The following is a 23,347-nucleotide window of genomic DNA, read 5'->3' on the forward strand; positions in this document are numbered from 1 at the left end:
GGCGCGAGCGAAATGGGCCGGTAAAGCCGGCCCATCCACAATCAATGTTGCTCGACCGGCGCGCTACGGCCGCCGGCACACTCTACGATCCCAGCCGATCGGCGACCAGCATCGACAGCCACTGCCTTGGAACGCAAAAGGGCTTCTTGACACAAAGGCCGCTGCAGTCTTTGATGGCGAACATTCACCAGGGGTGTCCCGGCAAGGGGCTGAGATTCTGCTGAGACGATTCGGCCTTGCCGATTGTGGCGCAGTGACCCGTTGAACCTGATCCAGTTCATACTGGCGTAGGGACGGTGCGGACGCTGCGGCTGTTGGGCGGATTTTCGCTTTGTCGCGCAAGGCGTCTTTCCATCATTCCAACACTGGAACTGGGTCTCCAAACGTCAAACCTTGGAGCCTCATCCATGAATATTGTTGCACCCCAGCTTACTCCCGTCGTCACCACCGGCTCGCTTCCGGCCTCGACCAAGATCGTCAAGCCCGGAACGCTCTATCCGGATCTGCGCGTGCCGATGCGCGAAATCAGCCTTCACCCGACCTCCGGCGAGCCGCCGGTTACGGTCTATGATTCCTCCGGCCTCTATACCGATCCGGCCCATGTGGTTTCCATTGACGCCGGGCTGCCGCGTTTGCGCGAAGCCTGGGTCAGGGCGCGTGGCGACGTCGAAGGCTATGAAGGCCGGGTGGTGAAGCCCGAAGACAATGGTTTTGCCACCGGCGAGCGGCTGACGCCTGAATTTCCCATTCGCAACACGCCGCTAAAGGCAAAGGCCGGACGCGCCGCCACCCAGCTCGCCTATGCGCGTGCCGGCATTGTCACCCCGGAAATGGAGTTTATCGCGATCCGCGAAAACCTCGGCCGGCAGGCCGCGAGGGAGGCGCTCGCGCGCGACGGGGAGAGCTTCGGCGCGCATGTTCCGGATTTCGTGACGCCCGAATTCGTGCGGCGGGAAGTCGCCGAGGGCAGGGCGATCATCCCCGCCAATATCAACCACCCCGAATCCGAACCGATGATCATCGGCCGCAATTTCCTAGTGAAGATCAACGCCAATATCGGCAATTCGGCGGTCACCTCGTCGATGGCGGAAGAGGTGGAGAAGATGGTCTGGGCGATCCGCTGGGGCGCCGACACGGTCATGGACCTTTCCACCGGCCGCAACATTCACAACATCCGGGAATGGATCATTCGCAATTCGCCGGTTCCGATCGGCACGGTGCCGCTTTACCAGGCGCTCGAGAAGGTGAACGGCATTGCCGAGGATCTGACCTGGGAAGTCTATCGGGATACGCTGATCGAACAGGCCGAGCAGGGCGTCGATTATTTCACCATCCATGCCGGCGTGCGGCTGGCCTATATCCCGCTCACGGTCAATCGCGTCACCGGCATCGTCTCACGCGGCGGCTCGATCATGGCCAAATGGTGTCTGCATCACCACAAGGAGAGTTTCCTCTACGAGCATTTCGAGGAAATCTGCGACATCTGCCGTGCCTATGACGTCTCCTTCTCGCTCGGCGACGGTTTGCGTCCGGGGTCGATCGCGGACGCCAATGACGCAGCGCAATTTGCCGAACTCGAAACCCTCGGTGAGCTGACCAAGATTGCCTGGGCGAAGGACTGCCAGGTGATGATCGAGGGCCCCGGCCATGTGCCGATGCACAAGATCAAAGAGAATATGGACAAGCAGCTCAAGGTCTGCGGCGAAGCCCCCTTCTATACGCTCGGACCGCTGACGACCGACATCGCGCCGGGCTATGATCACATCACCTCCGGTATCGGCGCCGCCATGATCGGCTGGTTCGGCACGGCCATGCTCTGCTACGTCACGCCGAAGGAGCATCTGGGGCTGCCCGACCGCAGCGACGTCAAAACCGGCGTCATCACCTACAAGATCGCCGCCCATGCCGCCGATCTCGCCAAGGGACATCCGGCCGCCCGCATCCGCGACGACGCGCTGTCGCGCGCGCGCTTCGAATTCCGCTGGGAGGATCAGTTCAACCTCTCCCTCGACCCGGATACGGCCCGCTCCTTCCACGACGAGACCCTGCCGAAGGAGGCGCACAAGGTGGCGCATTTCTGTTCGATGTGCGGCCCGAAATTCTGCTCCATGCGAATTTCCCACGACATTCGCGCCGAAGCTCAGAAAGAGGGATTGGAAGCGATGGCGGCCAAGTACCGCGATGGCGGCGATCTCTACATGCCGGTCGCAGAGGTCGCGAAAACTCCCGCCGGAGAATGACCATGCGCGTTCTCGTCAAAGGGGCCGGCGTTGCCGGCCTCACCGTTGCCTGGCAGCTCTATCGCCACGGCTTCCGCGTCACCCTTGCGGAGCAGGCCGACAAGGCCGGCGCCGGCGCATCCGGCTTTGCCGGCGGCATGCTGGCGCCGTGGTGCGAACGGGAAAGTGCGGAGGAGCCGGTGCTGACGCTCGGTCGCCTTGCCGCCGATTGGTGGGAGGCGGCATTGCCCGGCCATGTCAATCGCCGGGGAACGCTTGTCGTGGCGGGCGGGCGCGATGCCGGCGAGCTCGACCGCTTTTCCCGCCGGACAAGCGGATGGGAATGGCTGGACGAGGCGGCGATCGCCGCTCTGGAGCCTGATCTCGCCGGCCGCTTCCGCAGGGCGCTGTTCTTCCGGCAGGAAGCGCATCTCGATCCACGGCAGGCGCTCGCCGCCCTGGCCGCAGGGTTGGAGGACGCCCGCATGCGTCTCATGCTCGGCGTCACGGGCGAAGCTGATCTTGCCCATTATGACCGGGTAATCGACTGCACCGGTGCCGCCCAGATCGGCCGGCTGCCTGGATTGCGCGGTGTTCGAGGCGAGATGCTCTGCATCGAAACAGGCGAGGTCAGTCTCTCCCGCCCCGTCCGCCTGCTGCATCCGCGCCACCCGATCTATATCGTGCCGCGCGAAAAAAACCGCTTCATGGTCGGGGCGACGATGATCGAAAGCGACGATGCCGGCCCGATTACCGCGCGTTCGCTGATGGAATTGCTGAACGCCGCCTACGCCTTGCATCCCGCCTTCGGCGAGGCACGGGTTACGGAAACCGGCGCAGGCGTGCGGCCCGCTTATCCCGACAATCTGCCGCGCGTGACGCAGGAGGGACGCACCCTCCATGTCAACGGCCTCTACCGCCACGGCTTTCTGCTGGCGCCGGCCATGGCCGCAGAGGTCGCGCGGCGTCTTCTCACAGAACAAGGACCTGCGTCATGACCTTCATCATCAATGGCGAGGAACAGGAGGTCGCGGCCGCGACGCTCGCAGATCTGCTTCTCGCTCTGGACTACGAAGGCGGGTGGCTCGCAACCGCGGTGAACGGCGAACTGGTGCACCGCGAGGATCGCGCCGATTTCGTGCTCGGCGAGCGCGACCGCATTGAAATTCTCTCACCGATGCAGGGAGGCTGACATGCTGAAACTCTACGACGTCGAGGTCCATTCCCGGCTGCTGCTCGGCACCGCCCGCTACCCATCGCCCGCCGTCCTGGCAGAAGCCGTGAGACGCTCGAAGGCCGAAATTGTCACCGTCTCGCTGCGGCGCGAGGCCGCCGGCGGCAAGGCGGGCGGCGCCTTCTTCGAGCTGATCCGCGAGCTCGGCGTGCGGGTGCTGCCGAATACGGCCGGGTGCCACAGCGTGCAGGAGGCTGTGCTGACGGCGAAGATGGCGCGCGACGTTTTCCGCACCGACTGGATCAAGCTCGAAGTGATCGGCCATCACGATACGCTGCAGCCCGATGTCTTCGGCCTTGTCGAAGCGGCACGCATCCTGACCGGGGAGGGCTTTCAGGTCTTCCCCTATACGACCGACGACCTTGTCGTCGCCGAAAAGCTGCTCGAGGCCGGCTGCCGCATCCTGATGCCCTGGTGCGCGCCGATCGGCTCCGCCATGGGACCGGTGAACCCGATGGCGCTGCGGTCATTCCGAGCACATTTTCCTGACGTGCCGCTCATCGTCGATGCCGGCATCGGCCGCCCGTCGCATGCCGCCGCCGTCATGGAGTACGGTTACGACGCCGTTCTTCTCAACACCGCCGTTGCCGGCGCAAGCGACCCTGCCGCCATGGCCGAGGCCTTCGCACTTGCCATCGATGCCGGCCGCCTCGCGCATGGCGCCGTGCCGCTGGAGCCGCGCGACATGGCCGTTCCTTCCACTCCCGTCATCGGAAAGGCCGTCTTCTCATGACGCTCGACCCCTTCTATCTCATCGTCGACAGCGCCGAATGGATCGAGCGTCTCGTGCCGCTCGGCGTCAAACTCGTCCAGCTGCGCATCAAGGACCGGCCGGAGCCGGTGCTTCGCGAGCAGATCCGGCGTGCGAAAGCCGCCTGCGTGGCAGCGGGCTGCCAATTGATCATCAACGATTACTGGAGGATGGCGATCGACGAGGGATGCGATTTCATTCATCTCGGGCAGGAAGACCTGATGGCGGCCGATCTGGCTGCCATTCGCCGCGCCGGCCTGAAGCTCGGCCTTTCCACGCACGATCCATCAGAACTAGAAACCGCGCTGGCCGCCGCGCCGGACTATGTTGCCCTTGGGCCGGTCTGGCCGACGATCCTCAAAGAAATGAAATGGGCGCCGCAAGGCGTCGAACGCCTTGCGGACTGGCGGCGGCGCGTCGGACCAATGCCGCTCGTGGCCATTGGCGGGATCACCGCCGAACGCGCGCCGCTGGTATTGGAAAACGGCGCCGATAGCGCTGCCGTGGTCACCGATATCACCCGCAATCCGGATCCCGAGGCCCGCACACGACAGTGGCTGGCCGCGACCGCACCTTGGCGATCTGTCGGTTGAGACGCCGCACCTGATCTTGCTGAAATATATTTCATGTCGTGAATTATATTGACAGCCCTCGAGCTTTACGCTTAGCTGCCCATACCGGACGTCGAGGAGGAAGTCCGGACTTCAACACGATCAGCGGCGCTTTTCGGCGCCCTCGGGCTTTTGGGAGAGGCTTCGGCCTCAAGGAGGACTCTTGCGCACTTTACTCACCACGACCGCAATGGCGGTTCTTGCTGCAACGTTTATCGCCGGCGCCGCAAGCGCGGGAACGGAAAACCCGTTCCGCTGCAAGCCGGGCGAAAAATACGTCATGAACGTCATGGTTTCGGGCGTCGAATATTGGTTCCCGGTTTACGAGATGTTCAAGCAGGCGGGGCAACAACTCGGCTGCGAAACGGAATATAGCGGCACACCGGAATATGACGTCAACAAGCAGATCGCCACCTTCGACCAGGCGCTGGCGCAAAATCCGGCCGGCATTCTCGTGCATCCGATGAATTCCGACCCGTTCATCGAGCCGATCAACCGCGCCATCGGCCAAGGCACGGCGGTCGTCACCTTTGCAGCCGACTCGCCGCTGTCCAAGCGCGTCTCCTTCATCACCTCGGACAACACCCGCGAAGGCACCTATGCCGCCGATGCGATCGCCGAGAAGATGGGCGGCAAGGGCGAATATGCCGTTCTGGAAAATCCCGGCCAGGACAACCACGACAAGCGCATCGCTGCCTTCATCGCCCGCATGGAAGAGAAGTGGCCGGATATGAAGCTCGTCGGCCGCGCCGCATCCAACCAGGATCCGACCAAGGCCTACCAGGGGCTTTCGAGCCTCATTCAGGCCAACCCGAACCTCGGGGCGGTTTTCATGCCGGAAGCGAACTCGGCGATCGGCGCCGCGCAGGCCAACAAGGAAACCGGCGGCAAGGTTCTCGTCATGTGCGCCGACGTCAATGCCAACATTCTCGACATGATCAAGGCTGGCGAAGTCTTCGGCTCGATCAACCCCAACCAGGGCATGCAGGGTTATATGGGCTTCATGCTGCTGTGGCTCGCCAAGCACCCGGAACTGATCGACCCGATGAACGACGCCAAGCGCTCGGGCTTCAACCCGATGAGCATCCCGGTCGTCGACAACGGCCTCTCCATCGTGACCGCCGCAAATGCCGACGACTTCTATTGGGACAAGTATCTGAAGCATCGCGGCACCAAGGGCATCGAGGAATAAGACCCCGACAGGCCATCCGCACTTTTCGGTGCGGATGGCCGAGATGGAGAGGGAGGAAGATGATGGCGGAGCCCGTGCTCACCATTCATGGCGTCACCAAGCATTTCGGGGCGGTGAAGGCATTGACGGATGTCGACTTCACGCTCGAACGCGGCGAAGTCCATGCACTTTGCGGCGAGAACGGCGCCGGCAAGTCGACGCTCATGAACATCATCGCCGGCGTGCTGCAGCCGACCGATGGCGAAATCCGCGTCGACGGCAAGGCTGTGCGCATTTCCTCCCCCGCCGGCGCCCAGTCGCTCGGCATCGGCCTGGTGCACCAGGAAATCGCGCTCTGCCCGGATGCGACGGTCGCTGAAAACATGTTCATGGCGGCGACCAACCGCCGCCGGGCGCCGCTCATGAACTATCGCGGGCTGGAGCGCGATGCGCAGGCGGTGATGAACCGGCTTGCCGCAATCGATGTCCGCCGCAAGGTCGCCGACCTGCCGATATCAAGCCAGCAGCTCGTCGAGATCGCCAAGGCGCTGACGCTCGACTGCCGCGTGCTGATCCTCGACGAACCGACGGCAGCCCTGACCGAGACCGAGGCGCAACAGCTCTTCTCGATCATCCGCGACCTCAAGGCGAACGGCATTTCGATCATCTATATCAGCCACCGCATGGCGGAAATCTTCCGCCTCTGCGACCGGGTCACCGTGTTCCGTGACGGCCGCTACGTCTGCACCGACCGCATTGCCGACGTGACGCCTGACGATGTGATGCGCCGCATGGTCGGCCGCGAGATCACGCAGCTCTATCCCGACAAGCTCGGCGCCGGCGAAACGTCAGGCGAGATCATTCTCGAGGTCGACGGCATCAGTGACGGGGTGCGTTTTCACGACGTCACCTTCGGCCTGCGCAAGGGCGAGATCCTCGGCATCGGCGGCCTCATCGGCTCCGGCCGCACGGAAATCGCCGAAGGCATCTGCGGGCTGCGGCCGCGCACGGCGGGAACCGTCCGCCTGCACGGCGACGTGAGTCCGATACGCGCCTATTCGGATGCGGTGAAAGCCGGCATCGTCTACCTGTCCGAGGACCGCAAGGGGTCGGGCATCTTTCTCGAAATGTCCGTCGCGCAGAACATATCGGTGCTGGATCTGAAGGCGCTTACCAATTCGGCTGGCCTGCTGAACGGCCGCGCGGAAGCCGCGCTAGCAGATGATTTTGCCCGAAGGCTTGCCGTGCGCATGAGCGGCATCGAGGCGCCGGTGAAATCGCTTTCCGGCGGCAACCAGCAGAAAGTGGCGATTGCCAAGCAGCTCGCGGTGAAGCCGAAAGTCATTCTGATGGACGAGCCCACGCGCGGCATCGATGTCGGCGCAAAAGCGGAGATCCACCGGCTGCTGCGCGAGCTCGCAAGCTCGGGCATCGGCATCATCGTCATCTCGTCGGAAATGCCGGAGCTGCTCGGCCTTTCCGACCGTCTGCTGGTCGTCCGCGAGGGACGCATCGCGGGAGAGCTCGGTGCCGACGAGATGTCGGAAGAGGCCGTGATCCGCCTTGCTTCCGGCATGGGCAGCGCAAGGGCGGCAGATCATGCCGCGTGAAGAGAAAATGGGAGAGAGGGAAATGGCAATCGACACGATGGCGGCAGGCCCGCCCAGGACGTCGTCCTTCAAGCGCATCGGCACTATGCGCGAGGCAGGGCTGATCGCGATCATCCTGGCGCTCGGCATCATCATGAGTTTCGCCTCGCCGCACTTCCTGACGCTCGGCAATTTCCGCGCCATGCTGATGAGCTTTTCCGTGGAGGGCATCGTCGTCGTCGGCATGACGATCCTGCTCATCGTCGGCGGCATCGACCTTGCGGTCGGCTCCGTCGTCTGCTTCGCGATGGTGCTCTCGGGCTCGCTCTTTCTCGCCGGGCTCGATCCGTGGACGGCCTCGCTTGTCGGTATTCTTGCCAGCAGCGCCATCGGCGCCATCATGGGCTTCTTCGTGACGGTCGTCGGTCTCAACCACTTCATCACGTCGCTGGCGGGCATGGTGATCGTGCGTGGCCTCTGCCTCATCATCACCAAGGGCACGCCGCTCTCGCTCTTCACGCTGCCGGCCGGCTTCAAGGCGGTGGGGCAGGGCACGTTCTACGGCATCCCCTATGTCATCCTGATCTTCGTCGCCGTCGTCATGCTGTTCGATTTCCTGCTGCGCCGGGCGACCGCCTTCCGCAAGGTGTTCTACACGGGCAGCAATCAAAAGGCGGCGCTCTATTCCGGCATCAAGACGAACCAGGTGAAGTTCTGGGTGACGGTGCTGTGCTCGACGCTCGCCGGCGTCGCCGGTGTCATCTACATGTCCCGCTTCGGGGCGGCGACACCCACGTTCGGCGTCGGCATGGAGCTGAACATCATCGCAGCCGCGGTGATCGGCGGAGCCTCGCTGAACGGCGGCTCGGGAACCATCCTCGGGGCCATTCTCGGCATCGCGCTTCTTTCCCTCGTCACCTCGTCGCTGATCCTGCTAAACGTTTCCGTCTATTGGCAGGACATGATCAAAGGATGCATCCTGCTTGCCGCCGTATCCATCGATCATTTCCTGCACAAGCGGAAGGCCGCCTGACATGCCGATCGCCAAACTGAAACCCAGGACGACAGCCCCGCGCGAAGAAATCGTCATCGCCCGCCAGATGCACCAGGCCCTCGTCCTGCATTTTCTGGAGGGTCTGACGCAGGCGCAGATCGCCGATCAGCTCGGGATCTCACACGCCACCGTCAACCGTCTCATCAAGCGGGGCCGTCAGCTCGGCCTGGTCGAGATCAAGATCAAATCGCCGATCGAACCGCTTGTTGATATGGAGGAGCGGCTTCTGGCGCTCGGCGGCATCAGCCGCGCGGTCGTGGTCCCGACCGTCTCCGACAATCCGCAGACCGCGCTGCAGGCGGTCGGCGAGGCGGCAGCCCGCCTGCTGCTCGAAGAAATCGCCGATGGCGATACGATCTGCATCACCGGCGGCAAGGGCGTCAGCGCCGTCGTCGCCGGCCTGCAGGCGCCGCGCCGCTTCGATGTCGAGGTCATCCCGGCCACTGGCTGCGTGCAGGGCAAACACTATACCGACGTCAACCACGTCTCGACCCTGATGGCCGACCGGCTCGGTGGGCGCTCCTACCAGATCCACGCGCCGCTCTTTGCCGATGACGCCGAGCAGCGGTCGATGCTGATCAACATGCGCTCCGTCGCCGACGTCTTCCGGCGGGCGCGGGAAGCGAAGGTCGCCGTGGTCGGCATCGGCTCGATCCTGACCGATGATTCGAGCTATTACGACCTTCACCCTTCCTCCAGCACCGATCGCGCGGCAATCGAGCGTTCGGGCGCCAGCTGCGAACTGCTCGCCCATTTGCTCGACGATCACGGCCGCGTCTGCGACTACAGCCTGAACCGGTCGCTGGTTTCGCTGACGCTGCCGGAATTCGCCTCGATCCCGACGAAGATCGGCGTCGCAAGCGGCCCGAACAAGGCCGGACCGATCCTCAGCATCCTGCGCGGCAACCACCTCGATACGCTCGTCACCGACGAGGCGACGGGCGCGCGCATTCTTGAACTCGCATCCGAGGAAGGATTTTCCGCATGAGCGGCGAACAATTGACCCGCGAAATCGGCCGCTCCGAGGTCAAGGCCTCGGCCGTCGGCCTCGGCACCTGGGCAATCGGCGGCTGGATGTGGGGCGGCACAGACGAGGCGCAATCCATCGCCGCGATCCAGGCCTCGCTCGATGCCGGCGTGACCCTCATCGACACGGCGCCGGCCTACGGCCTGGGCCGATCCGAAGAGATCGTCGGCAAGGCGCTCGCCGGACGCCGCGACAAGGCGGTGATCGCCACCAAATGCGGGCTGGTGTGGCATACGCAGAAGGGCAACCATTTCTTCGACCAGGACGGCAAGCCGGTGCACCGCTATCTCGGGCGAGACTCGATCATTCACGAGGTGGAGGAAAGCCTGCGCCGCCTCGGCACGGACTATATCGACCTCTACATCACCCACTGGCAGGACCCGACGACGCCGGTCCAGGAGACCGTCGCGGCGCTTGAAGAGCTGAAACAGGCCGGAAAGATCCGCGCCGTCGGCGCCAGCAACGTCAGCCGGTCGGAGCTCGAACAATATATCGCGACCGGCTCGCTCGATGCGATCCAGGAGCGGTTCAGCATGATCGATCGGCAGATCGAGGCGGACCTGCTGCCGCTCACCATCGCCAACAGCGTATCGACGCTCAGCTATTCCTCACTGGCGCTCGGCCTGCTTTCCGGCGCCATCGGGCCCGAGCGCGTGTTTTCCGGCGACGATCAGCGCAAGGACAATCCGCGCTTTTCCGTCGCCAACCGCCGCAAAGCCAAGGATTTTGCCGAGGCGATCCGGCCTGTCGCGGAGCGCCACGGCGCCAGCATCGCGCAGACGGTGATCGCCTGGACGCTGGCACAGCCCGGCGTAACCTTCGCGCTTTGCGGCGCAAGAAACCCGGCGCAGGCGCTCGACAATGCGGGGGCCGGAACGCTTCGCCTTTCAACCGCCGATCTCGCCGCCATCGACACTGCCATATCGGCGCAGCTCGCCACCATGGACGGATAACGGACGCCATCATGAACCGAGTCGAAACAATGGACGGGCTTCGCCAAAGCCCGAAGGTGGACGTTTGCGTCCTCGGCGGCGGCATCAACGGGCTCAGCGTCTTCCGCGAGCTGGCGCTGCAGGGCGTGAACGTGCTGCTCGTCGAGCAGGGTGACTATTGCTCCGGTGCGAGTGCCGCCCTCTCGCGCATGGTCCATGGCGGGCTGCGCTATCTGGAGAATGGCGAATTCGACCTCGTGCAGGAGTCTCTCGTCGAGCGAGACCGGCTGCTGCGCAACGCCCCCCATTATGTGGCGCCCTTGCCGACGACGGTCCCTGTTTTCGACGTCTTCTCCGGCCTCGCCAACGGTATCGTACGCTTCCTCGGTCTCACCCGTCGCCCGAGCCGCCGCGGCGCCGTGGCCATCAAGACCGGCCTCGCAATCTACGATTTCCTGACGCGCAAACGCGCGCTGATGCCCCGCCACCAGTTCCGCGGACGCCGGGCGACTCTGGCAAAATGGGCGGCGCTCAATCCTGGGATCCGCAGCTCCGCCACCTATTACGACGCCTGGGTGAGCCATCCGGAGCGGATCGGCATCGAGTTGCTGGGCGACGGCCTGTCTGCCGGTCCGAATGCCCGGGCCTTGAACTATGCGACGATCGAGCAGGCCGGGGTGGGGGACTTCCTGCTGCGCGACGGCATCGCGGGGGAGACGTTTCGCATCCAGCCCGGGCTGGTCGTCAACGCGACCGGGGGCTGGATCGACATCGCCAATGGATCGCTCTTTCCCGAGGGCGCGCGGCCTGCCCCGCTGATGGGCGGCACCAAGGGGTCGCACCTCATCATCGACAATCCAGCGCTTCGCGACATGCTCGACGGGCACATGATCTATTACGAGAACGAGGACGGGCGCATCTGCATCCTCTTTCCCTATCTCGGCAAGGTGCTGGTCGGCTCGACGGATATTCGCGTCGATGACCCCGGCGCTGTGCGCTGCGAGACTGACGAGCGCGACTACATCCTGCAGTCGCTTGCCTTCGTGCTGCCCGGCATTCGCATCCGGCCGGAAGAGATCGTTTTCCAGTTCGCCGGGGTGCGCCCGCTGCCGGCCAGCAAGGACAGTTTTACCGGGCGGATTCCGCGGGATCATTTCTGCACCTTGATCGAAAGCCATGATGGCGGCCCGCCCGTGCTCTGCATGATCGGCGGCAAGTGGACGACGTTCCGCTCCTTCGGTGAGATGGCGGCCGACATGGCGCTGGAATGGCTCGGCCGGCACCGGCGCATCGATACGGCGGAGAGGGCATTTGGCGGCGGACGTGCATTTCCCAAAGATGGCGGCGGCTGGGTTCGTGATCTTGCGGCCTCGACCGGTATTTCCATCGATCGCGCCGCAATCCTCTTCGAGCGCTACGGCACCGATGCAGACGATGTCGCCGGCTTCATCGCGGCAGGGCCCGACCATTCTCTGCCGCACGCCGGCTACAGCCTTCGAGAAATCCAGTATCTGATCGGCGCCGAAGCCGTCGAGCATCTCGACGATCTGCTGCTGCGCCGCACGACACTGGCAATTTCCGGCGAGCTCTCGCTCGACATGGCTGACGCCGTGCTCGGCCTGCTGGTCGCCGAAAGAGGCTGGTCGGCTGAGCGCGCCGCCGAAGAGCGCGTCCGCTTCCTCACCATCATGCGCGAGCGCCACGGCGTCGCCGAAGCAACCCTTTCCGCAAGGAACGAACGAAGGAGTGAATTATGCGAGACAACCGCAAGGTCCGGATGAACCGGCTGTTCGGCAACGGCCGCTGCCTTGATGTGGCGATCGATCACGGCGTCTGCAACGAACCGTCGTTTCTCGACGGGCTGGAGAACATGCCGGCCGTCGTCAAGGCGCTGGTCGATGCGGGACCGGATGCGATCCAGATGAATTACGGCCAGGCCGATCTGCTGCAGGATCTGCCCGGCAAGGACAAGCCGGCGCTCGTCATGCGCATCGACATGGGCAATCCTTATAACCGCATCCGCCACCGCGACATGTGGGCGGTGCTGCAGAATGAAGCGGAGCCGCTGGTCGGGGCCTTGCAGATGGATGCCGCCTGCGTGGTGGTCAACCTGTTCATGCTGCCGGATGAGCCCGATCTGTTTCGCCAGTGCGTTGAGAATATTTCGCGAGTCCGGGCGGACTGCGAGAAATACGGCATGCCGCTGATGATCGAACCGCTGGTCATGCAGCCGGTCACCGAGCGCGGCGGCTACATGGTCGATGGTGATGCCGACAAGATCGTCACCTTGACGCGGCTCGCGCGCGAAATGGGCGCCGATATCGTCAAGGCCGATCCGACGACGAATGCAGAGGATTTCCACCGCGTGGTCGAGGCGGCACGATGCCCGGTGCTGGTGCGCGGCGGCGGCAAGGAGGATCTCGCCGCCGTCTTCGCCAAATCGGCCGCCTTGATGCGGCAGGGCGCGATGGGCATGGTCTATGGCCGCAACATCTACCAGCATGCCAATCCGAGCGCCGTCGTGCGCGGGCTGATGGCGATCATCCACCAGGATGCGAGCGGCGAAGAAGCCGTTGCAATCTATCAGCAAGGCTGAGGTGCTGAAGCAATTCCCGGAAAAGCGTGAAGCGGTTTATCTTTGGAATTGCGCAGGCAATGACAGAACCTTGGGAGGGGTTCGGAATGGGAGAATATCTGTTGGGGCTCGACGCCGGCAACACCGTCATCAAGGCGGTGATCTTCGACCGCGCCGGCCGGGAAGTGGCCTATGCGGGAGAGGAGGGGCATAGCCGCATGCCATGTCCCGGCCATGTCGAGCGGGATCTCGGCGAGCTTTGGGCCAACGCCAAACGCGTCATCCGCACCTGCCTCGACCGGGCAGGCATTGCTGCGGCTGATATCGCCGCAATCGGCTGCGCCGGTCACGGCAACGGGCTGTATGCGCTGGATCGCAATGGCGAACCCTTCCTCGGCATCCAGTCGCTCGATACGCGGGCGACCGGGCTCGTCGAGGAATGGACGGCCGAGGCTGTCGGCGACCGCACCTATCCGATCGCCCGCCAACGGCCCTGGCCCTCGCAGACACCGACGTTGCTCGCCTGGCTGAAACGTCATCGACCGGAGATTTTCCAGCGCATCGGCACGGTGTTCTACTCCAAGGATTTCGTCGTCAACCGGCTGACCGGCGAGCGTGTCAGCGAGATGTCGGATATGTCAGGGGCCGGGCTGCTCGATCTCGCCGCCCGCCGTTATGACCGCACACTGATGGAAGCTTATGGCCTTGGCGACTGCATGGACCTGCTGCCGCGGCTGATCGAAAGCGCCGACATTGCCGGCAAGGTGACGGAAGAGGTAGCGGCGGAGACCGGCCTTGCCGCCGGCACGCCAGTTGTCGGCGGGCTCTTCGACGTCGTCGCCTCGGCCCTCGGCTCGGGCGTCTCGCGCACCGGCAGCGCCTCGATCATCGCCGGCACCTGGAGCATCAACCAGGTCATCATCGACGGGCCTGATCTCGGCGGACCCGTCTTCATGTCCTCGACCTTCGATCGCGCGCGCTACATGGCGATGGAAAACAGTGCCACTTCGGCCGCCAATCTCGAATGGCTGGTGCGGGAATTTTTCGATGGTGAGCATGCGGAGGGCGTCTCGCCCTTCGACGCCTGCTGCGCACTGGCGGCGGAAATCCAGCCGGCTGCCGACGACCCGCTCTATCATCCCTATCTCTACGGCGCCCAGCAGGACGGCCATGCACGGGCCGGCTTTTACGGCATTGCCGGCTGGCACACCAAGGGACACCTGATCCGCGCCCTTCTTGAAGGTGTTGCCTTCGGCCACCGCCAACACGTCGAGACGCTCCGCGGAGCGGGGGCGACCTTCGACCAGGCGGTGCTGTCCGGCGGCGGATCGCGCAGTCGCCTCTGGCCGCAGATCTTTGCCGATGTGCTCGGCGTGCCGGTTTCGGTCGCCAGCTCCAGGGAGACCGGGGCTCTCGGTGCGGCGATCGCGGCAGGTACCGGAGTGGGCTTGTTTGCCGATTTCACGGAAGGCGCGGATGCCATGGTGCGTATCGACCGGCACTATCGGCCGAATGCCGCGCTCGCCGCGCATTACGACCGGCGCTACGCGCTCTGCAATGACATAGCGGAAGCCATGGCGCCGCTCTGGCGGCGGCTTTCGGCAGCCGAACCTACGGCGACGGGAGCTGCAGCGTGACGATGCAAGGCAATGAAACGCCGATAGACGAGGGAAGCTACGACTTCATCATCGTCGGCGCCGGCTCCGCCGGCTGTGTTCTGGCAAACAGGCTCTCGGCCGATCCTGGGAATCGAGTGCTGCTGCTCGAGGCTGGTGGCACGGACCGCTATCACTGGGTCCATGTGCCGATCGGCTATCTCTACTGCATGGGCAATCCGCGCACCGACTGGATGATGAAGACGGCCGCCGAGGCCGGCCTCAATGGCCGCGCACTGAACTATCCGCGCGGAAAACTTCTCGGCGGCTGTTCGTCGATCAACGGCATGATCTACATGCGCGGGCAGGCGGCCGATTATGACGGATGGCGGCAGGCCGGAAACGCCGGCTGGGGCTGGGACGATGTTCTGCCCTATTTCCTGAAGTCGGAAGACAATTACCGTGGCAAATCCGCCGTGCACGGCGCCGGCGGCGAATGGCGCGTCGAGCGCCAGCGCCTCTCCTGGCCGATCCTCGACGCCTTCCGCGATGCAGCGGAAGAACTCGGCATCCCGAAAACCGACGATTTCAACGACGGCGACAATGAAGGCTCCGGCTATTTCGAGGTCAACCAGAAGGGCGGCCTGCGCTGGAACACGACGAAAGCCTTCCTGCGGCCGGCGATGAAGCGCGGGAACCTTCGCGTCCTGACGGGCGCGGAGACGGAACGGCTGGAGTTCGACGGCAAGGCGGTTTCCGGAGTGCGTTTCCGGCTTGGCGGCCAACTCTGTAACGCCCGCGCCTCCCGCGAGGTCGTATTGTCGGCGGGTGCCATCAACTCACCCAAAATCCTAGAACTCTCCGGCATCGGCCGGCCGGAAGTTCTTTCGGCCCTTGATATTCCGGTTCGTCACCCCCTGAAGGGCGTTGGCGAAAATCTTCAGGATCACCTGCAGATCCGCACGGTCTTTAAGATCGAAGGCGCGCGCACCCTGAACCAGCTTTATCACAGCCTCTTCAGCCGCGCCGGCATGGGCCTGCAATATGCCGTCAACCGGTCAGGCCCGCTTTCCATGGCGCCGAGCCAGCTCGGCATATTCGCCAAAAGCGATCCCGCCGTCGCCACGGCGGACCTCGAATATCATGTCCAGCCGCTCAGCACCGATCGGCTCGGCGAGCCCTTGCACCGCTATCCCGCGGTCACGGTTTCCGTCTGCAATCTCCGGCCGGAAAGCCGTGGCACCGTGCATGTCACGACAGGCGACGCCAGCCAGCCGCCGGAAATTCGCCCGAACTATCTTTCAACCGCCGGCGACCGGCTGCTTGCAGCAAAATCCATCCGCCACGCCCGCAGCCTCATGCAGACGAGGGCCATCTCCCGTTTCAACCCGCAGGAAATGCTGCCGGGCCGGGAATATGAGAGCGACGACGATCTGATCCGCCGCGCCGGCGACATCGCCACGACGATCTTCCATCCCGTCGGCACCTGTAAGATGGGCGGCGATCCGATGGCGGTGGTGGACACGCGGCTGCGCGTGCACGGCGTGGCCAAGCTCCGGGTCGTCGATGCCTCGATCATGCCGACGATCGTTTCCGGCAATACGAATTCGCCGGTGATCATGATTGCGGAGAAGGCGGCGGAAGCGATCACCAAAGGCGATTAGAGAGGACCATGCCTCGCGCAACCAACCGGCCGTCGCGTCGCTCGATGCCCGCCAGAGCGGCTCTGCATCGATATCTCGGTGGCGTTGGCTTAGGCGCGACGAGCACTGTCCCAGCCGTTTCGCGTTCGCCCCCATAATCGAGTTCCATAATAGAACTTACGCCAGATTCGCATGTAGCCGGTTACATTCTATTTCCAAGCGCGAAAGCCTCAACTACCAGCGCCGGCCGCGGCAAACTGCTTCGTCAAATCCATTTCATGACGATCAATACGCCGCCGCACTCTTGCCGTGGCGGTCAGCGGAACCGGTTGACTTCCGTGGCCGACTTGCGGCGGCGGATGAATTCGCGCAGCAGCGGCAAGAAGAAAGCCTTGCTGAAGCGGCCTGTCGGCGGCTCGGGATCGAGATAGAATGAATTGCCGACCGTGTCGGTGTTGAACTCATCGAAGATGATCCAAAGCCTGCGCGGCGCTTTTCGATCGCAGGCACCTCTACAGTAAACCGCGATGCCTCCGGCTGTTTGGTGGTGATGGGAAAGAACAGGACCAGATCACCGTCCGGCCGTGGCATTCTCACGCCCACGGCGACCGGCCGCTCCTTGCGTCCTTCCGTCTCTCCACGCTCAGCCTCCCGCGCCCACAGGTAAGGATAGCGTATGACGCTTGCGGTCTGGATCAGGTCGTAACTCACTACCGACCTGCCTCATCCTCGCCGGCATAGGTCTCGACGGCGTTCTCGAATTCAGCGAAGAGTTCATCCGACATGGTCCCGATGGTGCCGGCGGATCGGCGGTCGGATTGCTTCATCAGCCGCTCGTAGTCTTCGATGTTGAGGAGGACGAGGCGCGGCTTGTTGCGCTGGGTGATGGTGACCGGATGACGAAGCGCCTCGGCGATGATGTCGCCGGATTTCCGGGAGAGATCACTGGTAGAATAGGAACCGCTTGACCTGGGCATAGGCGTCCTCCTTTGCTGTATTTCCTGTTATATACAGCATTTCCAATAATGCTGTATAGAGGTGAGGCTGCCTTTATTCCGACGATTGAACGGCGAGGAGTCTCTGGGCCAACATGGTCGGAAAACTAAGCCTGCCCGGTCTGCGGTGGTTCCGACCTCCGGATGGACTAGTCCCGCCGCGCCGTCATCACCTGGCGAGATCGAAAGTATTCGCGGCTACGTCGGCTTCACCTAAAGAACTAGGCTTGTAGAAAGGGCCGCGCAGGCCATCAACTATCGATGATCTAGCGACTGGCTGCCAATTCACCGAAGATGGAAAAACAGGGGCGCGCCGCTCGATGAGCGGATAGCGCGCGTTCGAGTTACCGGGAGCCGACATGCTTCACATCGCCAATATTGCGCCACCTCGGTTCAGGTTGTGGACGCGTGCGTCACGGGAATGGCACCGGGGTGAGCCCGAGCTTCGGATCCTCGACAAATTATGCCGTCGCAACCAGACCGCGATCGATATAGGTGCGAACTACGGTGTTTATTCCTGGTTCTTGGCCAAGCTTGCGCGCGATGTCGTCGCCTTTGAACCTCAGGCCAATATGGTCGCTTTTCTGGAGGCTGCGCTTGGTTCGTCGGTTCGGGTCGAGCAGGTCGCACTTTCCGATAGCGCTGGCGTCGCAACGATGCGGATCCCCAGTGATCAGCTTATGGATGGCTGCGCCACAATTGAGGAGCAGAATACGCTTTCAACGCAAAATGTCGAAGAAATCTCCGTTCCGACCCGGCGCCTGGATAGCTATCAGTTCGACGCTGTCGGCTTCATCAAGATCGACGTTGAAGGCCACGAGCTCAAAGTACTCAAAGGTGCGGAGGCGATATTGAGCCGAGACCGTCCCAACCTGCTCATCGAGGCGGAAGACCGACATCGACCCAATGCTGTCGCCAGTGTGATCGACTATCTCACACCGTTTGGCTATTCGGTATATTGCCTGAAAGATCGAAAATTGCGTTCCCTGTCGTCCGAGGAGGTTCAGAAGAGCTCTTCCGGAAGGCCTTACAATTACGTTTTTTCTATCCGTAAGGACCTGTAAAGCGTCGTTCGTGGCGCCCTCCTCTGCACGGTCTAGCAACTCCCGCAGGTCACCCCTCTACGCCGTCAATTTGCACAATTGGCTGACATGGACGTGCCCGAGCGGTCCGTGAGGATCACGTTCCCCGAAACATTGCGGCGATCGGTTCCGGTTAGCCAGCGCTCTGGCGAAAAATACGTCTTGGTCCTCACCTGCGAAACTGAAGTCGCCTTAAGACCAAGAACAAAATCAAAATTGCTTCCGCCGTCGGCCTCGCGCATGAAACTGAGATAGGCGCCGAATCGCTCTTCTTCGACATTTCGAAGGTTTTGGATCGACGTAAGACTATCCTCGAAATCGCGCCAGCACGCCTGCTTCACAATGATCTCGAACATGCGCAGAATAGCCGGGGCGAGACGCCCCTCATCGTCTGTCGTCGGCCCGATGATCCTGGCGCGGATCTCAACAATATCGCCCATTTCATTTCCACGAACCTTCAGGAAGGTGGAACTGAGGGGACGCGCCTCGTCACGTTCATAGATGCGCTGAAAATAACATTCATAATTGCGATTGCGCATCGATGCGGCTTTCCATTCGCTCATCTCGATACCGGCCTCTCGAAGAGCAGCGCAAATATTCGACCCCGAGACGCGCCATATCCGTAGAAACTGACCTGCCAGCTCCGGCTTCGGGATCTCGATCAGCTGCGGTGATATCGACATCGGCCGCAGAGGAGAAGCAGCCTCATCATCACGGCGGGCAGCGATTTCCGATGATGGGGCAGCCTCATTGAGAGCTCGATCTTCAATAGGCCCAGCCGGACCTTCGAGGCGGTCGCTTCCACCAAAAAAAACGACGACCCCGGCTGCAAGCAACATGCAGATCAAAAGCACTGGCCAAAGCAGCCAGCGGGGGACGTTCCGCCATGGGAAATTCCAGTGTGAACGTGGGCCGCCGCCAGGAGGATCGACGTCTGATAACACCTTACCCACGGCGCGGCCTCACAAACAAAATAGGAGCCGGTGCGAGTTCGAAGTCGAGCGACCTCGGTTCTCTTTGCGACCAACCGGGCTTGGATCGATCAGCCCCGGCTCGCGGCTCCTGGGGAGGTGAGCAACGCATCTGAAAAACCGTACAGTCTGTTCGACTCACCTTCGACACAGCGAGTGTGAGGTTAGGCGCGTATAGCGTCAAGCGGCGACCGACTTCACGAACATGCAGCCGGCCAAACTGCAGACGATGAGACGCGATATCTTGCCTCAAAGCTCACTCGGAATTGTGTTTTCAGCCAACGATCCGTCAGCCTATGGTTCACGAATTGCGTTATCGAGTCCGCGCAGCAACGGATACAGGAAGTAGGACATCACTGTGCGGTTGCCGACCTTGATTTCCGTCGACACGGTCATGCCTGGAAGCAGCCGCACCGGCACATCTGCGGCATTCAGCCGGGTATCGGCAAGCAGGATCCGCGCCTTGAAGAAGGGGGCGGCCGGCTGGCCGGGGGTGGCTGTCTGCTCTTGTTGGCCGGTTAGAAAGGTGTCCTGGCTGATGGTTCTCACTTCGCCGGAGGCTGTGCCATATTTCTGGAAGGGATAGGCGTCGAGTTTGATGCGTGCCTCCTTGCCGACGGCCACGCGGCCGATGTCGCGGGTGTTGATCGACACTTCGGCTTCGAGCGGTACGTTGATCGGCACCAGCGTGACGACCGGTTCGGCCTCCCGCACCACCGAACCGACCGAGCGTTGCGCCAGGTCGAGCACGACGGCATCGGCGGGTGCCGTCAGCGCCACCATGTTGCGGCGTAGCTCCAGTTTCTTCAGCTCTTCGCCCGCCATGTCGCGCTGGCTGCGCAGGTCCGCCAGCTGCTCCATCGCGGCGCGGCGGAAATCCTCGATAAAGGCCTGACGGTCGGCGAGCAGCTTGGCATAGGTGTGAGACGCCTCGTCGGCCTTGCCGCGCACGGCAGTGATATCGGCCTCGACATCAAGGCGGGCGTCGCGCGAGCCGAGCATGGTGAGCAGCGAGCCGCTTTCCGTGTCATAGAGCTTCTTTCGTGTCGCCTCGATCTGCGAGAGATTGTCGCGCCGGTCGTTCAGCACGGCCTCCTGGTTGCGGTTTGCCTTAAGGACGGAGGACTGGCCGGCGATCTGCTGCTCGAAATTCTGCAGCTGCGCCGTGTAGAAGGCGCGACGCTGGCCGAACAGCTGCACCTGCAACTGCTCGTCCGGCGTACTGCCGGCGATCTTCGAATAGTCCTCACCGGTCAGCTCGGTCTCAAGCCGCTTCACCTGGGCGTCGAGGGCGGAAAACTTCGTCTTCAGCTGCCCGACATCGGCCTGGCTGAAGGTGGCGTCGAGCGTCGCCAGCGTCTGGCCGGCGCGCACTACCTCGCCGGCCTTCACGTCGATCGTGCGGATGATCGAGGTTTCGAGCGGCTGGACGACGATTGTCGGCTGAGTGGTGACGAGCTTGCCGGGCGCAATCACCACCTCGTCGATTGACGAGACCGAGGCCCAGGTGATCGCTGCGGCAAGCAGCGCCGTGACGCAGTAGAGCGTCATACGGGCAACGCGCGGCGGCGCGCGTTCTTCCAGCTCGACGGCGTCGGACTGGAATTCCGCAATTGCCGGCGGCAGCGGTGGGCGGGCGGTGAGCTCCCTGCCCTTGTCCGGCCCCGTGGCCGAGGGGGCTTTGTTCGAGCGTACGGGCAGGTTCTCGCTGGATTTTTTGACATGCGCGTTCATGCGACCTGCCTCATCTGCTGTGCCCAGAGGTGACGGTAGGTCATGCAGCGCGACACGAGCTGATCGTGTCGGCCGATATCGGCGACCTTGCCGCGATCGATAACGAGAATGGCATCGGCATCGACGAGCGTCGACAGCCGGTGCGAGACGATGATGACGGTGCGGCCGGCGGCGATGCGGCTCAGATTCTCGCGGATGATCGCCTCGCTGTCGGGGTCGAGCGCGCTCGTCGCCTCGTCGAAGATCAGCAGCTTCGGATCGGTGATCAGTGCGCGGGCAATCGCCAGGCGCTGCTTCTGGCCGCCGGAGAGGTTGGCGGCATTTTCCTCCAGCATCGTATCGAAGCCGCGCGGCAGCCGTTCGATGAACTCTTCGGCGCCGGCGATGCGGGCGACCTCCATGATCTCCTCGATGCTGGCATCGGGCTTGGCCGCGGCGATATTGTCGCGCACCGAGCCGCGGAACAGGAAATTGTCCTGCAGCACGACGCCGATGCTGGTTCTCAGATGCACGAGGTCGATCTCGCGGCTGTCGTAACCATCCATGCGCACCAGCCCTTCCTGGCTTTGATAGAGTCCCTGGATGAGCCGGGTGATCGTCGTCTTGCCCGAGCCGCTCTTGCCGACCACGCCGAAGACGCAGCCTGCCGGAATGGCGAAGGAGACATTGTCGAGCGCCGGCGCGGTGTCGGGAGCGTAGCGGAAGGTGACCCTGTCGAATGCGATGTGGCCGCGCAGATGCGGCCGAACACCGCGCCCGCGGCCCGCCTGCTCCGGCCGCTGGTTCATGATCTCGCCGAGCATGCGCACGGAGAGCGCCACTTCCTGATATTCATGCACCATGGTGACGATCTGGACGAGCGGTCCGGAGACCCGGCCGGCGAGCATGTTGAAGGCAACCAGCGCGCCGATGGTCATCGCGCCATTGAAGACATCGAGCGCGCCGAGGCCGATGATCGCGACACTCATCAGCTTCTCCAGCAGTCCGGTCATCGCCTGAGCGATGGTCGAGATCTTCTCGACCCGGAAACGCACCGAGATCGACTGGGCCGAATAATCGTCCCATACCTTGCGCTGGCGCGGTTCCAGGGCCAGCGATTTGACGGTGCGCATGCCGTGCACGGTTTCCACCAGCAGGGCCTGCCGGTCGCCTTCCGCCTGGTAGAGCGCCTGCAGGCGGCGCTGGAACGGCCCGACGAGCAGCATCACTACCAGGCCGACAAGCGCTGCGAAGCCGAGCACCACGAGCGTCAGCTTGACGCTGTAGAGAAGCAGGATCGGCACGAAGACGAAGAGGGATACGCCGTCGAGAAGCGTCAAGAAGAGTCGGCCCGTCAGGAATTCGCGGATGCGCCCCGTCTGCTGCATGTGCTTGACGAGGACGCCGGCCGAAGCCTGTTCGAAGAGCGCGATCGGCAGGTTCAGCAGGTGGCCGAAGGTGCGGGTCGCGACGCGGATGTCGATCCTGTTGGTGGCGTAGAGCAGCAGATAGCGCCGCAGGAAGGTGAACGTCGCGTCGAAGACGAGCGCAATCGCAATGCCTGCCGTCAGAACCGTCAGTGTCGCGTAGCTCTGATGCACGAGCACCTTGTCGATGACGAGCTGGAAGAAGATCGGCGTCATCAGCCCCAGGCCGTAAAGCACGAAGGCCGCGAGCGCGACATCGCGGAAGAAGCTGCGCTGCTTGATGATTTCGGGAATAAACCAGCGGAAGCCGAAGGGCCGGTCCTCATCGGACATGCGATAATTGCGCTTCAGCAGGATCACCGATCCGAGCCAGGCCTTGGCGAATTGCTCTTCGCTGAGCATCATCGCTTCGGCGCGTGAGGCGAGCGGATCGAGAACGCGAATTCTCTCCTCCTCACCACTCCCGACAGCGTCGGCGATCACCACCCAATTGCCGTTCGTCAGTTCCGCAAGCACCGGAAAAGCCTCGCCGAGCTGAAACAGCGATCGCCAGTCGAGCGTCAGATGCCGGGCCCTGAGGCCGGCATCCTTGGCCATGCGCAGCAGCTGCCGCACGGCAACGGGATCGTTGCCGACGGCATAATCGTGCTGCAGGCGCTCAGGAGCAAGATCGACGCCGTGATGTCGCGCGACGAGCGCCAGACAATGCAGGTTGGTATGCAGAAAACCACTCATGGCCCACCCGAAACCCAATACGA

19 protein-coding genes, 1 pseudogene and 1 riboswitch are annotated in these 23,347 nt (G+C 63.1%); of the genes and pseudogenes, 15 read left to right on the forward strand and 5 right to left on the reverse strand.

From position 1 onward, the window contains the following. The first annotated feature begins 179 nt into the window (after positions 1-179). A riboswitch (TPP riboswitch) is annotated at positions 180-312 on the forward strand. Positions 313-407: 95 nt separating this feature from the next. From thiC to MHI61_RS02865, 14 genes are all read left to right on the forward strand, one after another. Continuing rightward, positions 408-2,240 carry a phosphomethylpyrimidine synthase ThiC gene (thiC, locus tag MHI61_RS02800; RefSeq protein ID WP_239789311.1) on the forward strand — a complete coding sequence of 611 codons (1,833 nt, stop codon included), beginning with the start codon at positions 408-410 and terminating at the stop codon, positions 2,238-2,240. Positions 2,241-2,242: 2 nt separating this feature from the next. Further along, positions 2,243-3,217, forward strand: coding sequence for a glycine oxidase ThiO (thiO, locus tag MHI61_RS02805; protein WP_239789312.1), 975 nt, complete (start codon positions 2,243-2,245; stop codon positions 3,215-3,217). Then, on the forward strand, positions 3,214-3,411 hold the full coding sequence (thiS, locus tag MHI61_RS02810; RefSeq protein ID WP_088393589.1) for a sulfur carrier protein ThiS: 198 nt from the start codon (positions 3,214-3,216) through the stop codon (positions 3,409-3,411). Before thiO ends, thiS begins: the two co-directional genes overlap by 4 nt. A 1-nt stretch (position 3,412) precedes the next feature. Then, positions 3,413-4,186: a thiazole synthase gene (locus MHI61_RS02815; protein ID WP_097607628.1), complete on the forward strand. Its 774-nt coding sequence runs from the start codon at positions 3,413-3,415 to the stop codon at positions 4,184-4,186. Continuing rightward, positions 4,183-4,797 carry a thiamine phosphate synthase gene (locus tag MHI61_RS02820; protein WP_239789313.1) on the forward strand — a complete coding sequence of 205 codons (615 nt, stop codon included), beginning with the start codon at positions 4,183-4,185 and terminating at the stop codon, positions 4,795-4,797. Before MHI61_RS02815 ends, MHI61_RS02820 begins: the two co-directional genes overlap by 4 nt. Before the next feature lie 181 nt (positions 4,798-4,978). Further along, on the forward strand, positions 4,979-6,007 hold the full coding sequence (locus MHI61_RS02825) for a substrate-binding domain-containing protein (protein WP_239789314.1): 1,029 nt from the start codon (positions 4,979-4,981) through the stop codon (positions 6,005-6,007). A gap of 62 nt (positions 6,008-6,069) precedes the next feature. Next, complete coding sequence (locus tag MHI61_RS02830; protein WP_239789315.1) at positions 6,070-7,596, forward strand: sugar ABC transporter ATP-binding protein; 1,527 nt, start codon at positions 6,070-6,072, stop codon at positions 7,594-7,596. Between the two features lie 22 nt (positions 7,597-7,618). Beyond that, positions 7,619-8,608 carry an ABC transporter permease gene (locus MHI61_RS02835; RefSeq protein WP_239789316.1) on the forward strand — a complete coding sequence of 330 codons (990 nt, stop codon included), beginning with the start codon at positions 7,619-7,621 and terminating at the stop codon, positions 8,606-8,608. A 1-nt stretch (position 8,609) separates the two neighbouring features. Continuing rightward, a complete protein-coding gene (locus MHI61_RS02840) occupies positions 8,610-9,617 on the forward strand; it encodes a sugar-binding transcriptional regulator (protein ID WP_064685329.1) in 1,008 nt (335 codons plus the stop codon). Further along, a complete protein-coding gene (locus tag MHI61_RS02845; protein WP_239789317.1) occupies positions 9,614-10,609 on the forward strand; it encodes an aldo/keto reductase in 996 nt (331 codons plus the stop codon). The genes MHI61_RS02840 and MHI61_RS02845 overlap by 4 nt, the downstream gene beginning before the upstream one ends. Before the next feature lie 11 nt (positions 10,610-10,620). After that, positions 10,621-12,369, forward strand: coding sequence for a glycerol-3-phosphate dehydrogenase/oxidase (locus tag MHI61_RS02850; protein ID WP_239789318.1), 1,749 nt, complete (start codon positions 10,621-10,623; stop codon positions 12,367-12,369). After that, positions 12,342-13,184 (forward strand): class I fructose-bisphosphate aldolase, encoded by an 843-nt coding sequence (locus MHI61_RS02855; RefSeq protein WP_239789319.1) that lies wholly within the window; start codon positions 12,342-12,344, stop codon positions 13,182-13,184. The genes MHI61_RS02850 and MHI61_RS02855 overlap by 28 nt, the downstream gene beginning before the upstream one ends. A gap of 86 nt (positions 13,185-13,270) precedes the next feature. Then, on the forward strand, positions 13,271-14,800 hold the full coding sequence (locus MHI61_RS02860; RefSeq protein WP_239789320.1) for an FGGY-family carbohydrate kinase: 1,530 nt from the start codon (positions 13,271-13,273) through the stop codon (positions 14,798-14,800). A gap of 2 nt (positions 14,801-14,802) precedes the next feature. After that, a complete protein-coding gene (locus tag MHI61_RS02865; RefSeq protein ID WP_239789406.1) occupies positions 14,803-16,422 on the forward strand; it encodes a GMC family oxidoreductase in 1,620 nt (539 codons plus the stop codon). Positions 16,423-16,717: 295 nt separating this feature from the next. Here the strand turns inward: MHI61_RS02865 and MHI61_RS02870 are convergent. Both MHI61_RS02870 and MHI61_RS02875 read right to left on the reverse strand, forming a co-directional pair. Beyond that, positions 16,718-17,112 (reverse strand): annotated as a pseudogene (locus MHI61_RS02870) (hypothetical protein). Beyond that, a complete protein-coding gene (locus tag MHI61_RS02875; protein WP_064685161.1) occupies positions 17,112-17,378 on the reverse strand; it encodes a type II toxin-antitoxin system prevent-host-death family antitoxin in 267 nt (88 codons plus the stop codon). Before MHI61_RS02875 ends, MHI61_RS02870 begins: the two are co-directional and overlap by 1 nt. A gap of 377 nt (positions 17,379-17,755) precedes the next feature. On the opposite strand from MHI61_RS02875, the gene MHI61_RS02880 reads away from it, so the two are divergent. Continuing rightward, entirely contained in the window at positions 17,756-18,460 is a 705-nt protein-coding gene (locus MHI61_RS02880; RefSeq protein ID WP_239789321.1) for an FkbM family methyltransferase, read from the forward strand. Between the two features lie 65 nt (positions 18,461-18,525). Here MHI61_RS02880 and MHI61_RS02885 read toward each other — a convergent pair whose 3' ends face one another. From MHI61_RS02885 to MHI61_RS02895, 3 genes are all read right to left on the reverse strand, one after another. Then, on the reverse strand, positions 18,526-19,317 hold the full coding sequence (locus tag MHI61_RS02885; protein WP_239789407.1) for a DUF6030 family protein: 792 nt from the start codon (positions 19,315-19,317) through the stop codon (positions 18,526-18,528). Between the two features lie 426 nt (positions 19,318-19,743). Further along, on the reverse strand, positions 19,744-21,183 hold the full coding sequence (locus MHI61_RS02890) for an HlyD family type I secretion periplasmic adaptor subunit (RefSeq protein ID WP_239789322.1): 1,440 nt from the start codon (positions 21,181-21,183) through the stop codon (positions 19,744-19,746). Then, complete coding sequence (locus tag MHI61_RS02895; protein WP_239789323.1) at positions 21,180-23,324, reverse strand: peptidase domain-containing ABC transporter; 2,145 nt, start codon at positions 23,322-23,324, stop codon at positions 21,180-21,182. The genes MHI61_RS02890 and MHI61_RS02895 overlap by 4 nt, the downstream gene beginning before the upstream one ends. Positions 23,325-23,347 lie beyond the last annotated feature (23 nt).

The sequence above is a fragment of the Rhizobium sp. K102 genome (genome assembly GCF_022385315.1).
GTDB classification, from domain to species: domain Bacteria; phylum Pseudomonadota; class Alphaproteobacteria; order Rhizobiales; family Rhizobiaceae; genus Rhizobium; species Rhizobium croatiense.

Excerpts from the sequence above, each read along its gene's own strand:
- MHI61_RS02890 (WP_239789322.1), bottom strand. The coding sequence starts at position 21,183 with ATGAACGCGCATGTCAAAAAATCCAGCGAGAACCTGCCCGTACGCTCG.
- MHI61_RS02895 (WP_239789323.1), bottom strand. The coding sequence starts at position 23,324 with ATGAGTGGTTTTCTGCATACCAACCTGCATTGTCTGGCGCTCGTCGCG.
- MHI61_RS02855 (WP_239789319.1), top strand. The coding sequence starts at position 12,342 with ATGCGAGACAACCGCAAGGTCCGGATGAACCGGCTGTTCGGCAACGGC.
- MHI61_RS02845 (WP_239789317.1), top strand. The coding sequence starts at position 9,614 with ATGAGCGGCGAACAATTGACCCGCGAAATCGGCCGCTCCGAGGTCAAG.
- MHI61_RS02885 (WP_239789407.1), bottom strand. The coding sequence starts at position 19,317 with ATGTTGCTTGCAGCCGGGGTCGTCGTTTTTTTTGGTGGAAGCGACCGC.
- MHI61_RS02835 (WP_239789316.1), top strand. The coding sequence starts at position 7,619 with ATGGCAATCGACACGATGGCGGCAGGCCCGCCCAGGACGTCGTCCTTC.
- MHI61_RS02860 (WP_239789320.1), top strand. The coding sequence starts at position 13,271 with ATGGGAGAATATCTGTTGGGGCTCGACGCCGGCAACACCGTCATCAAG.
- MHI61_RS02830 (WP_239789315.1), top strand. The coding sequence starts at position 6,070 with ATGGCGGAGCCCGTGCTCACCATTCATGGCGTCACCAAGCATTTCGGG.
- thiC (WP_239789311.1), top strand. The coding sequence starts at position 408 with ATGAATATTGTTGCACCCCAGCTTACTCCCGTCGTCACCACCGGCTCG.
- MHI61_RS02840 (WP_064685329.1), top strand. The coding sequence starts at position 8,610 with ATGCCGATCGCCAAACTGAAACCCAGGACGACAGCCCCGCGCGAAGAA.
- MHI61_RS02865 (WP_239789406.1), top strand. The coding sequence starts at position 14,803 with ATGCAAGGCAATGAAACGCCGATAGACGAGGGAAGCTACGACTTCATC.
- MHI61_RS02880 (WP_239789321.1), top strand. The coding sequence starts at position 17,756 with ATGCTTCACATCGCCAATATTGCGCCACCTCGGTTCAGGTTGTGGACG.
- MHI61_RS02815 (WP_097607628.1), top strand. The coding sequence starts at position 3,413 with ATGCTGAAACTCTACGACGTCGAGGTCCATTCCCGGCTGCTGCTCGGC.
- MHI61_RS02850 (WP_239789318.1), top strand. The coding sequence starts at position 10,621 with ATGAACCGAGTCGAAACAATGGACGGGCTTCGCCAAAGCCCGAAGGTG.
- thiS (WP_088393589.1), top strand. The coding sequence starts at position 3,214 with ATGACCTTCATCATCAATGGCGAGGAACAGGAGGTCGCGGCCGCGACG.
- MHI61_RS02820 (WP_239789313.1), top strand. The coding sequence starts at position 4,183 with ATGACGCTCGACCCCTTCTATCTCATCGTCGACAGCGCCGAATGGATC.
- thiO (WP_239789312.1), top strand. The coding sequence starts at position 2,243 with ATGCGCGTTCTCGTCAAAGGGGCCGGCGTTGCCGGCCTCACCGTTGCC.
- MHI61_RS02875 (WP_064685161.1), bottom strand. The coding sequence starts at position 17,378 with ATGCCCAGGTCAAGCGGTTCCTATTCTACCAGTGATCTCTCCCGGAAA.